This window comes from Dokdonia sp. Hel_I_63 (assembly GCF_007827285.1).
GTDB lineage: Bacteria > Bacteroidota > Bacteroidia > Flavobacteriales > Flavobacteriaceae > Dokdonia.
The window spans coordinates 240,092-252,964 of record NZ_VISD01000001.1 but is presented as its reverse complement, the minus strand read 5'-3'; the positions used below and the strand labels follow the sequence as shown (position 1 = coordinate 252,964).

The window sequence follows — 12,873 nt, the reverse complement described above, 5'->3', positions numbered from 1 at the left end:
TTTTTTTTATGGTCGTGAGAGGTGATGTTCTAGTACACTACTTCCAGATTCGTTTTATTTTACTCACTTTTAAATTTGCGATTGTAGCATCCTCACTTGTAAATGTGAGTGCAGTAAATGGCGTGGTAGGAAAAATTTGATCTGTAAACACAGTACTTCCACCATCTATAAATATTTCTATAGAGGAGGCATCCATAATTATTGTGAAATCTACATCTTCCTTATTGTCAATTATAGCTGGTGCTATGTGTGGCTTTTCTCCAAAAGAAGTCTCAAAGTCTGTAATGCCAGAATCAGTGCGATCTAATATAAATTGAGACTTACTGCTATCATAACTTAGCTTAAGAGATTCCTTGTTAACATTTGAAAAGTTGAGTTCAAAGTCATCTAGATTACCTGGTATTTTAAAATATAGTCGTTGCTCATTATAATTTTTACTAGATAGAGACATTCCATTTTTCATAGTGTCGTGTTCTACCGTGTCATAACTATATTCATCTATTGAAGCTACAGGATAGTTTTTCAAATAAAACCCATTAGAGCTGTTTTTATGCAGCGTAAGCTTTCGCGAAAGCGTCATTGCACTGCGCCACGCTTCTGTAGGAGTGTCACGGGCATAGTTCCAGTTACTCATCCAGCCTATAAACGTACGATCTGTATCTGGCAGGCCATTAAAGGTGACGCCTGCATAGTTATCTGTACCGTAGTCTAGCCATTTTATTTCTTTTTGGTTGGTAGTAAATGTGGTGCCATCAAAATCACCTATAAAATACTGTGTTCCAGAACCTCCGTTAGGAGCACCAGGATTAATACTTATAATTAAAACCCACTTAGTCTCATCGCTTCCCTCAACCTCAAGCGGAAACAAATCTGGACACTCCCAGACGCCGCCGTGAGCTCCTATGTTTTTTCCAAACTCACTCATAAGCGTCCAGTCCTTAAGATTTGGGCTACTATAAAATTTTGCGTGATCGCCAGCGACAAGTGACATTACCCACTTCTGAGTGTCATCGTGCCACATTACCTTAGGATCTCTAAAGTCTTTGATGTTTCCTTCATTACCTATAACGGGATTGCCACTATATTTTTTCCAGGTCTCACCTTCATCTAGACTATAAGCAATACCCTGAGTTTGAAAATCTTTGCGTCCTGCTTTTTCACCCTCCATAAGGTGATAGGTAAAAATAGCAACCATAGGAGGATTATCTTTTGTACCTAAGCCAGAGGTGTTATGTATATCCATCACAGCGCTACCAGAAAAGATAAGACCTAGCTCGTCTGGATACAAGGCAATGGGTTTGTGCTCCCAAGAGATAAGATCTTTTGAGGTGGCGTGACCCCAGTGCATAGGTCCCCAGACAATGTCTTCTGGGTAATGCTGATAAAATAAGTGATAAGTGCCGTTGTGGTATAAAAGCCCGTTGGGGTCATTCATCCACATTGTGGGTGGAGTAAAGTGATATTGAGGGCGATAATTTTCGCGAAAGCGGTCTTCTACCACTGCCACTTCATCTACAGGTATTGTTTTTTCTTTACAACCTATAAGAGTAAAAAGTGCAAGAATGATAAGAAGCTGCTTCATTTTTTGACTAGTTTTTAGACATAAATTGAACAAGTAGATTAATTTAAAATGATCTAAATGCTATTTAAACCATCCTAAAATAGGGCAAAAATTTACATTTTGATAATAAATATAATAACTTATTAAGAATACATCGTTTTCGTACCCAAAAGGATTTGTTTAAATTGTACTATAGCTTTTAGTAAGCCTATTTTTACGATACCATTATGAAAAGAAAACTCACCTTAAAATTAATTGCCAAAGAACTTGATGTTTCTATCTCTACTGTCTCAAAAGCACTGCGTGATAGTGCAGAGATAAGTGAAGACACACGCCAGAAGATTAAAGCCTTTGCAAAGCTGTATAATTATAAGCCTAATAATATCGCGTTAAGTCTTAAAAACAGGAAGACACGCACTATCGGGATTATTATACCGCAAATAGTACATCACTTTTTTACCACTGTAATACGTGGAGTTGAGCAAATGGCGAGAGAGCACAATTACAATGTGATTATTACCCTTTCTAATAATGATTTTGATAAAGAGGTCCTTAATATGGAGCTACTCGCAAATGGTAGTACAGATGGATTTATCCTTTCTTTATCAAAAGAAACAATGCAAAAGGACGACTTTAGACACCTCACAGAGGCTATTGATCAAGGAATGCCTGTTGTAATGTTTGATCGTGTAGTAGATGAAATTCCATGTGATAAAGTACTCATAGACGACAGGGAAGGGGCAAAGTTAGGTGTGAATCATCTTATTAGAACAGGTTGTAAAAAGATTGCAATCATCACTACAGATGACTATATAACAGTAGGAAAACTAAGAACCAAAGGCTATATAGAAGCGCTTGAGTCTGCTGGGATAAAAATAGATACAGAACTTATTTTAAAATTAGACGCAATAGATGATCTTAACGATAAGACTATGGCGCGCATCAAGCATTTCTTAAAAGGAAAAGATATAGATGGCGTGTTTACCATAAACGAGATTTTTGCAGTAACTGCTGCAAAATATATCATGGAGGCAGGTAAATCAATACCTAATGACGTTGGTATTGTGAGCTTCTCAGATGGTGAGTTGTCTAAGCACTTTGTACCTAGCTTGACTACGGTAAGTCAGCATGGAGAGCAAATGGGACGCAAGGCAGCAGAGCTTCTTATCAATAAATTAGAACGTCCAGAAGAGGAAATAGAGGAATACACAACGGCTTATATAGAAACGAGTCTTGTAGAACGAGAAAGTACGAAGCGAATTAAATAGTATCGCTTTCGCGAAAAATTAAAATCAACAAAAGCGATTGGTTTATCCATAAACCAATAGGCATGAAACTAACTTGACATTGAAAAAAAAAGCATTTTTATTTGACCTAGATGGCGTAATAGTAGATACAGCAAAATTTCATTACCTGGCATGGCGCAATCTCGCTAAGGAAATGAACTTTGATTTTACAGAAGAACAGAACGAACTTTTTAAAGGAGTTAGCCGTGTACAATCGCTTGAAATTCTGCTAGATCTGGCATCTTATGAAGCTACGCAAGAACAAAAAGAACGCTGGCTTATACAGAAGAATGAAGAATACCTCAAATATATAGAGGCAATGGATGATAGTGAGATTCTTCCAGATGTAGTACGTGTACTAAACTTTTTACACGAAAAGAATCAAGGTGTCGCTCTTGGTAGTGCTAGTAAAAACGCTAGGTCCATTTTAACAAAGCTTAATCTCATACAGAAATTTGAAGCTATAGTAGATGGTAATGATGTGACGGCTGCAAAGCCAGATCCAGAAGTATTTTTAAAAGGAGGAGAAGCTTTAAAAATAGAACGTACAGATTGTATTGTTTTTGAAGATTCTATTGCGGGAGTACAGGCAGCAAATGCTGCTGGAATGGTAAGTATAGGTATAGGAGAAAAAGATGTATTACATGAAGCAGATTATGTATTTGCAGACTTTACAGAAATGAGTGACGCATTTTTAGCTTCACTTATTGAAGCATAAGACTACTAGAAAAACAACAATTTATTTAATAAACGTTCTGCCGCACTAATTTGTAGGGTGAGGACTATTATTTAAAATTTTATTGAGAGTATGCATATAGATTATATCACACCAAATAGTTGGTCCATTATAGAAGAGGGATGGAACCCAGATAACGTAAAATCTTCAGAGAGTTTAATGGCACTGGGTAATGGAGCCATGGGACAACGCGCAAATTTTGAAGAAAATTATAGTGGAGCCACTTTTCAAGGAAGTTATATAGGAGGTGTATATTATCCAGATAAAACTCGTGTAGGCTGGTGGAAAAATGGATATCCAGAGTACTTTGCAAAGGTGCTCAATGCTCCTAGCTGGATAGGCATAAAAGTGACAGTAAATGGTGAGAGCCTAGATTTACATACGTGTAAAGAGGTGAAAGATTTCCGTCGCGAACTTGATATGAAAAGCGGTGTATTGTACAGAAGCTTTCAGGCGACCTTACAAAATGATGTAGAGATTACAGTAAAGTCTACTCGCTTTTTGAGCATGAAAATGGATGAAATAGGTGCTATTAACTACGAGGTAACACCTATTAATGGAGATGCCACAATAAGTTATGAGCCTTACTTGGATAGTGGTATCACTAATGAAGATTCTAATTGGGATGATAAGTTTTGGAACACGCTAGAGGTTTCAGAAGATGGTGATATGGCTTTTATTACGGCACATACCATGAAAACAGAGTTTCATGTGTGCACTATGATGCATAATAGATTTAATATAGATGGCAGGGAGGTTACGCTTTCGCGAAAGCGTACTAACACTACCGAAACATATATCGGTCATGTTTATGAGACGGAAATCTCTCAAGGAGAAACTTTTAGTATTCATAAATTAGGAGGATATGTAACTAGCCTTAATCATGAACAAGATAATCTTGTAAACGCTGCTACGACCGTAATTAATGAGGCCACTACAGTTGGTTTTGATACTTTACAACAACTTCAAAAGGAGTCGTGGGCACAAACTTGGGAAATGTCTGATATCACCATAGATGGTGATGTAAAGGCGCAACAAGGTATACGCTTTAATATCTTTCATCTCAATCAGACATACACGGGACAAGATAGCCGTCTTAATATAGGTCCTAAAGGATTTACTGGAGAGAAGTATGGAGGATCAACCTATTGGGATACGGAAGCGTATTGTATTCCATTTTACATGGCGACTAAGGATCAACAAGTGGCTAGGCAATTGCTTACCTATCGTTATAATCAGTTGGATAAAGCTATTGAGAATGCAGAAAAGTTAGGCTTCTCGGGAGGTGCTGCATTATACCCTATGGTCACAATGAACGGGGAAGAGTGTCATAACGAGTGGGAGATTACCTTTGAGGAGATACACCGCAACGGCTCTATGGTATATGCTATTTATAACTATGAACGCTACACAGGCGATACTACTTATATTCCAGAAATGGGGCTAGAAGTGATCATAGCTGTAGCACGTTTCTGGAGACAGCGAGCTACTTTTTCTAAAGCTAAGAATGCCTATGTGATTCTAGGAGTTACAGGGCCTAATGAATATGAAAACAACGTAAACAATAACTGGTTTACAAACTATATTGCAAAGTGGTGTATGGAGTTCGCTTTTGCGAAAGCTGAATTGATAAGAGATACTCAAAAGCAAGACTGGTCACGTATATCTGGTAAAACTCATCTGTCTTACGACGAGATGCTCTCTTGGAAATCTACAGCAGAACAGATGTATTTCCCATATTCTGAAGAGCATGACGTATTCTTACAACAAGATGGTTTCTTAGATAAAGAGTTAATCACCGTAGCAGATTTACCAAAATCCAACCGACCTATTAATCAAAAATGGTCTTGGGATCGCATCTTGCGTTCGCCTTACATTAAACAAGCAGATACACTACAAGGTTTTTACTTTTTTGAAGATCATTTTACTCAGGAAAATCTAGAAAAGCACTTTGATTTCTATGAGCCATTTACGTTACATGAAAGTTCGCTGTCGCCATGTGTACACGCTATACAGGCTGCTAAGCTAGGTAGGATGGATCAGGCATATGAATTCTACTTACGCACGTCAAGGCTTGATCTAGATGACTATAATAAAGAAGTAGAAGAAGGTTTACATATCACGAGTATGGCTGGAACCTGGCAGAGTGTGGTAGAAGGTTTTGGGGGAATGCGTGTGAAAAATGACACACTATCTTTTGAAACTAAAATTCCAGATGCATGGGAAGCTTATTCTTTCAAAGTAAACTTTAGAGGACAGATTCTCAAAGTTGAGGTAAACAAGAGTGAGACAACATTTACTCTTATGAGTGGAGAAGCACTAGATATTATTGTAAATGGTAATAAGGAAACAATAAGCGCATAAGTTATTTTATAGATACTCAAAAACGCATCATAGAGATTCACTTTATGATGCGTTTTTTATTTTATGGAACAAGTTTATTATGGTTTAATAGGATGTGCGTCATCTATAATATTGCCATTATATTCTAACGTCCATTCTAGTGAGCTAGTAAGAAGATAAATTTTAGATAGCTCAGATATGAGTCTGTTTTGTGCATTTGTGTACAGGGTGGAATTTTTAATTTCCTTCTCAAGTCCTTTTTGAACGCGTGATTTTATGATATTATAATCTCGAGCATTAAACTGGTTGAGGTAGTCCTGCTGCACATCATAATATTCTATATTAGGATTAATTTTCAACTCAGGTTCTGGGATATAGGTAATGCTTACGGTTTTTGTGACCTCATCAATTTCTGTAGTAACTTTAGAAAGATCGTAGGCAATGGTTGCTTCGGCATTTACTACCACTAATGCTTTTTTTGTGGCAGATAGCACATCTACATAGAATTTTTTTGAATCTTCATAGGTAAAAACTTGGGCATAGTTACCTTCTGTAACGATGAGCTTACCTACATTTTTGATTTGTTTTTCTATAAGAGCGGTATTTGCTCGTAGCTGTTCTTTCTCACTTTGAGAATGCTCGCAATACCGTAAGCCAAAAACAATAAGTAAGGTGAGTATTGCACCAAAAAGTATGTTACGCATAGTTGTGTTTTTCCATAACTAAGGTACATAAAATAAAAAGCCACACGTTAGTGTGGCTATATGAGTTTATAAATCCCCCAATTTAATCCCTCATTGATTATTGATGTAAATATAGTTTGAGGAATAGCTTTTCAGTAGGGGCATTTACCCTATTTTCTGTATTACAAATCTCACTTAAGATTGAGCTGTAAGTGTGCTACGAGTCCTTCTAAGTTATCCTTAGAAAACATAGCGCCTTTCATATTGTTATTCGTAGTGTCAATAGTAAAATCGAGCGCTTCTATAAAATCTGCTTTAGTAAGATCTGTATTGTCAAAAATAGTTTTACTCAATGTTGACCCAGTAAATGTGGCCTGTGATAAATCTGCACCAGTAAAATCTACTTCTGTAACTTGGCAAGAAGTAAAAGATGTTCCTTTTAAAGGTAATTGTGTGAAGTTTGCTAGCTGTAGTATGCTTTCGCGAAAGCGTATATCTAACATAAACGGCTGGCAAACACTGAAATCTGCGCCTAATAACTTGCACGAATCGAATATAACTTGATTGAGAGTGGTGCCGCCAAATTTTACATTAGTAAGGTTACAATCTATGAATGTACATTCTAGAAAGCTTGTATTTGAGACATGAAGATTTTCAAAGTTACAGTCTGTAAATGTGCAATTGTCATACTCACTTTTTTTAAAGGATTGTAAGGTGAAGTCGATGGATTCAAAATCTTGGTCATCATAGAAGTCCGACATATTAATCAATTATGGGAATGAAGATTTCTGCTTTCCAATTACTAGCATCGCCACCCATGTTAGGATTGTTATAGAAAATTTCTGTAGGCCTTGGATCTATTTTTATATTGTTAGTTTTTGCATAATCTATAAGCGCATACCAAGCTCTATCTGATGTGAGATAATTGCCATTGTAGGTAGCTTTAAGAGCTTGTTGACCCTTAGTGTTTCCATATTTTATGTCTGCTACTTGAGGAAGTGAGTCCGAAGGTATTATTGGAAAACCAAACTGATATTTAATGCTATCTGTTTCTCGATTCCAATGGGTGATTTTTATAAATGGCGGGCCATCTAATGTAGCGTTTGACCCAGCCATTGTATTTTGTAGATAGGTGATGTCTCTCATCATGCCTGTTACTTTAAAAGCTTGCAGCCCCTCATATTCTGTATAGGCATAGTGCTTTGCAGGTAATGTAGCCTCGCCATTTATAGTGATAGTTATATCTTTGAGATGTTGCTGTAATGATTCATTATAATCGAGAATGGTCTGTCTAGTGTTTTTTTCAAAGCTAGTTTGTTGCCATAGTCCTTGAAGCCTATTCTGGAAGCTATGAGCACTGTCTTTTACATGTACTTTTATCTCTGAAACAGTATCATTTAATCTTTCTATATTCCACATATATAGATGTACCGAATCGTGTATGATATATTTTTGATCAATCTGAGTACGATTGTTCTTTTCTAAAACGAATGCAGTTGTTACCGCATTGTCATTCCAATTCTTTGTAAACTGCTCGATGGTTCCTAGGTTTCCTTTGGCTTTTATTTTTGCAGTAAAGTCTCCTGGTTTCAGAAATAAATACCACCCAGAGACTGCAATGAAACCAATAAGTAATACAGCTATGATTTTTTTCATTATTTCAAAACTTAGTTAGTTGCAACCATTGTTTCATTTTTCATCTCAAGTGTTGAGACAATAAATTTGCCTAGTTTTTGACCTTGGTCTAGCCCTACTGCTACTGCAGCACGATAATGAATACCACCATACATTCTACTTATAGCAGCCTCTTCAGCTGCGGCTTTAAAGGAAGTAAAACTACGCACTGGAAGTCCGTATGCTATTTCTGTATCATCATCAAAAGAAAAGTCATCGCCAAAAATGCTAGTCAATGTCTCAGATGCTGCACCAGATACTACAGAGTGCCCACTCACATACTCAGGAAACGGAGGCGTTTGTAATATAGGTTTCCACGAGTCGTCTATGTGATTGTTGATTAGTGTTTCTGGACGTATCAGATTAGATCGATATTTTTCATCCCAGCAAGAAATAAACGCATCGTTCATAGCGATAGATGTTTTTGCATAAGCATGTAATGTATTCATTACATCAAAACCTGCCTTCTTTGAAGCAATCTTTGTGATACCTATCCAGTGACCTCCAGGAGTAATCTTCTTGGTAGCAAACATTAAGTGACCACGAGTTACAGATACATATGGATTACAATCCCAAAACTGAGCAATCGCAATCTCATCTGAGGTGTCACCATCTTTTGTGATTTGCGTGCTTATATCATAAACCTCTTTAAGCTCCTTATAAAAATCTGAATCTTCTTCTAGTGAGAAAGCAGGTGGCGGTACAGGCTTAAATTGATCTGCAGATGTAAGTGTAAATGGTCTTATTTTATTCCAGTGTGGTTCTATACCGTCCATGTATGCTGGAGGCGTAGGTTGCCAGCGAGAAGGCTCATCTGCATACACAGAAAATTTAGACATTGTACGCGTCTGTTTATAATTATCTCCATCCATCCATTGTGCTATATGGCTTGCTACTTCTAGCCCATAATCTCGAGACTGTATAAAAACATCTTCATTGCTCTCTTTCCATGTTGTGTAGAGGCTATCTCTATAAGTCTCAATTTCTTGCTCAGAAAATATGAGGCGCTTGCTCATTTCCATGTGAGCAACTAGTGCTGCAAGTTCAAAGTTTATAGTCGCGTCCTTTAATGGAGTTGGAATACTTTTAAGGCCTGCTAGTTGTCCAGATAGAGAGTTAAATTCAGTATCATTTACGGCTAGTATTTCATAAGCTGCAATATTAGGATACGCATAAATACGACTCGCAACAGGTGGTGAGAAAATGTCGTGTATAATAACCTCGGTAACCTTATCTATTGCATTATGAAAGTGCTCTGGAGTAATGACAATAGGCTCATCTTTTGACGCACAAGAAGTGATGCATGTAGTAATAAGGACAACTATAAGAAAGTGGTATGCTGTTTTCATTAATCAGGGATTTGTATGTTATAAACTTGTGCGGCTTCGTTATTGAAAGTTACGAGCAAGTATGAGATATTGTTAACGGTTATAATGTTTAAATGTCTTATCGATTTTTGTGCAAAATCTAGACCTAGTTCATATCCTAAAGTTACTTTATTTTCGGATGCTATGAGTGCCCCCGAAAATGAATCTAGCCTGCCGTGATATGGTTTTGTGCCAAAATAATTTCCTCCAGCCAGTACTTCCTCGCGGCCATCGCCATTAAAGTCGTAAACTACGAAATCCATAATAGGCGCTACTTGCAATACACCAGTGAAAGGTACAAAAGTAAAAATTCCTTTTTCATTTTTTAAATATCCGGAGGCTAAGGTGTTTACTTCAAATCGCTGAGCGGTATTAAGTGCTCTATCTCCAAAAATTTGGGACACGGTATCTCCAGCAAAGTCATTATTATTTGCATATTTCTTTTTGAGAAATACAAGTTGAGCTCCTAGCTCTTGAAGATTTTTAATAGGGTAGTAGTTTCCGTCTTTTGCCGTAGTAACAACAGTTTCTGTTTGCCCATTATTATCAAAATCTGAATAATACATTGTCATGGGAAACGCTGTAGATGTTGTAAACTTACTGTTTGTTCCCCAGTTGCCAAGAAGGTAATCCATATCACCATCATGATCCATATCAAACGGTTGTATGCTTTGCCATAAACCATTGAGCGTAGCGTCTAGTACTTCTTTTTTGTTAAGAATGCCATCTTCATTTTTGTAAAAAAGTGGCTGCATCCATTCTCCTATGACAATTAAATCTTCGGCGCCATCGTTATTAAAATCTGTCCATACGGCATCTGTAACCATGCCTATCTTGCCTAGAGGGTTGTCTTGATCTTTGACAAACTTACCTTCATCATTCTTTAAAAGAAACGATGTAGGAACTTTTCCAAAGTCACCTGTAACGGCATAATTACCTACAAAGAGATCCTCATCTCCATCATTATCATAATCACTTGCAATGATGATTGAGGTGTTAGCTCGTATGCCTGACATCTCCATGGTTAAGGTGTCTGATACTTTTAAATAATAGTTTTCTAAAGCCTCGTTCACTTCAGAAAAATCACCTCCTGCCGTACCCACGATAATTTCCTTGTTAAGGATAGTAGCTGTCACATCCTCTGTTTTTGAAAGCGATTTTAATGGGGCTGAGTACGCTTTCGCGAAAGCGTTATTTCCTCCAGCATAAACCTCCGAAGGTGTAAACTTAGAACTTCCAAAGTAGACGTCTTCAATACCATCACCATTTATATCACCAATTGCCGTTGCAGGACCACGGTCAGATATCTGATAAGGTATTAATTGCTGCCTGTTAAAATCTATATAAGCATCTTCCTTGTGTACATAGTCTATACCTAGATTTCCTGCTTCTTTAGTAAATAGTGGCTTGCTTTTTATTTGAAGTAAACTATAGTCAAAAGTGGTTGTGTTTTGCGGTGATAAGGACAATGTTTGGTTTGTAGGAATATCGTAGAATACTTGCTGCTTGTTATCTGGCCAAATAATACGAAGCGAGTCTACTGTAGTATTCTTTTTAAAACCAAAGTGAACAATGGGCTCAGAGGATGCCTGAAAACCTCGTGCAGTATACAGCTCTTTATACTGTAACGTTCCATTTTGATATGCAAAAACCTTAGTGCCTATACCTAGCGGATTATCATTTGAATACTCAAATTTTAATTTTAAGTAAGTTGCTGTAGTATCAGTTTGGTTCACGTAGATAGTTGCCTCTTGATTAATGTTATTAACAACGATATCAAGGTCTCCATCATTATCAAAATCTGCAAGCGCAGATGCACCAGACACCGTAGGTTTTTTGTCAATCCATACTCCAGATTGGTCTGTAAATACGAGGTCTTTACTTCCTTGGTAGACATAATTATGTGAAGCACCGTTAGGCATAAGATTAAGAGCTTCGTTATCTAAAAGCCTAGTCTCGTTTAGCCTGTTCTGAATCTTACCGCTAGAAATGAAATTAATAAAATCAAGATTATTAGGGCGTTTTGGGATGCCATTTGAAATAAATAAGTCTTGATTCCCATCTTGATTAAAATCTGCAAAGAGAGCACTCCAGCTCCAGTCTGTCACCGCAACTCCTGAGGAAAGTGCACGTTCTTGAAATTGATACCCTGGCTGATTTATAAATAGCATATTGCGGGTAAACTGGTAGTGATAACTAAAACGTTCTGTACGCAGTTTTTGTGTCTGGATGTTATCATCACCTTCGGATGCCTTTAGGACGTTCTCATCTTCTGGCAACATATCTAGCGACATGAGATCAGGAAAACCATCATGATTAATGTCGGCTACGTCATTACCCATTGAAAATCTTGAGGTATGTGGGAATTGCTCTTTTAAGCTTTCGCGAAAGCGTAATCCTCCTTCATTGATATAGTAATAGTCGTCCTCATGAAAGTCATTACCTACGTATATATCTGGATAACCATCCTGATTAAAATCTGCAATAGAAATACCTAGGCCATACCCATTAATACCGCCATAAATGCCCATTTCTTCACTGACATCTGTAAAGGTATTTCCGTCATTTCTAAGAAGCTTGTCTCCCGTAAATTCGTTGCGTTCTAGGCGTAAATCGGCATGACCAAATGAGGATTCTGTATGTACCGCATGGTTGAGTATATACAAGTCCAGATCACCATCTTTATCATAATCAAGAACGGCAGCTGTGGTGCCATAATTTTGAAAATCAAGGCCAAACTCTGCAGCACGCTCTGTAAAGGTCTCATCGCCATTATTTATAAAGAGCTCGTCGTGTCCTTGGAAATCATTTATGCCTACTACGGCACGCACATAGATATCTAATAGTCCATCTGAGTTTGCGTCAAACATTATTGCACCAGTACTCCAAGAGCTTTTGCCTTCTACGCCAGCACTAGCCGAGATATCATTAAATGTAAGGTCGCCATTATTGAGGTAGAGCTTATTTTTTACTTGGTTTCCAGAGAGGTAGATATCGGGTAATCCATCATTGTTAATATCTCCTACAGCAGTGCCACCACCATTATAGAAGTACAAGTAGTCGAGTATATTGAGACTGTCTGTTTCTGTGAGATTGTTTGAAAAAGTGATTCCAGTACTCGTGCTTGTGGGGTTTAAGAATAGCGCAGGTGCTTTTTGTATTGATTGATTAGTACAAGCAATAAGCAGATAACACAGACCCAATAAAACTCCCCACTTCATGG

General features: G+C 37.5%; 9 protein-coding genes. 3 read left to right on the top strand and 6 right to left on the bottom strand.

All coding sequences use genetic code 11. The features are described 5' to 3' along the window. Positions 1-37: 37 nt before the first annotated feature. Complete coding sequence (locus tag JM84_RS01080; RefSeq protein ID WP_013750925.1) at positions 38-1,582, bottom strand: glycoside hydrolase family 32 protein; 1,545 nt, start codon at positions 1,580-1,582, stop codon at positions 38-40. Positions 1,583-1,788: 206 nt separating this feature from the next. On the opposite strand from JM84_RS01080, the gene JM84_RS01075 reads away from it, so the two are divergent. From JM84_RS01075 to JM84_RS01065, 3 genes are all read left to right on the top strand, one after another. Continuing rightward, positions 1,789-2,829 (top strand): LacI family DNA-binding transcriptional regulator, encoded by a 1,041-nt coding sequence (locus JM84_RS01075; RefSeq protein WP_144782333.1) that lies wholly within the window; start codon positions 1,789-1,791, stop codon positions 2,827-2,829. Positions 2,830-2,908: 79 nt separating this feature from the next. Continuing rightward, positions 2,909-3,565, top strand: coding sequence for a beta-phosphoglucomutase (gene pgmB / locus JM84_RS01070; RefSeq protein ID WP_144782331.1), 657 nt, complete (start codon positions 2,909-2,911; stop codon positions 3,563-3,565). A 90-nt stretch (positions 3,566-3,655) separates the two neighbouring features. Further along, complete coding sequence (locus JM84_RS01065) at positions 3,656-5,947, top strand: glycoside hydrolase family 65 protein (RefSeq protein ID WP_144782329.1); 2,292 nt, start codon at positions 3,656-3,658, stop codon at positions 5,945-5,947. Between the two features lie 77 nt (positions 5,948-6,024). Here the strand turns inward: JM84_RS01065 and JM84_RS01060 are convergent, their stop codons facing one another. From JM84_RS01060 to JM84_RS01040, 5 genes are all read right to left on the bottom strand, one after another. Next, complete coding sequence (locus JM84_RS01060) at positions 6,025-6,630, bottom strand: DUF4230 domain-containing protein (protein WP_013750929.1); 606 nt, start codon at positions 6,628-6,630, stop codon at positions 6,025-6,027. 170 nt (positions 6,631-6,800) lie between these two features. Beyond that, the gene (locus JM84_RS01055) at positions 6,801-7,370 is read right to left on the bottom strand and encodes a pentapeptide repeat-containing protein (protein ID WP_013750930.1); all 570 of its coding nucleotides are present in this window, start codon (positions 7,368-7,370) and stop codon (positions 6,801-6,803) included. Between the two features lies 1 nt (position 7,371). Then, positions 7,372-8,265 (bottom strand): GyrI-like domain-containing protein, encoded by an 894-nt coding sequence (locus JM84_RS01050; RefSeq protein WP_013750931.1) that lies wholly within the window; start codon positions 8,263-8,265, stop codon positions 7,372-7,374. Positions 8,266-8,276: 11 nt separating this feature from the next. Next, positions 8,277-9,632, bottom strand: coding sequence for a vanadium-dependent haloperoxidase (locus JM84_RS01045; protein ID WP_013750932.1), 1,356 nt, complete (start codon positions 9,630-9,632; stop codon positions 8,277-8,279). Beyond that, positions 9,632-12,871, bottom strand: a complete 3,240-nt coding sequence (locus tag JM84_RS01040) for a VCBS repeat-containing protein (RefSeq protein WP_013750933.1) — start codon at positions 12,869-12,871, stop codon at positions 9,632-9,634. The genes JM84_RS01045 and JM84_RS01040 overlap by 1 nt, the downstream gene beginning before the upstream one ends. Between the last annotated feature and the right edge of the window lie 2 nt (positions 12,872-12,873).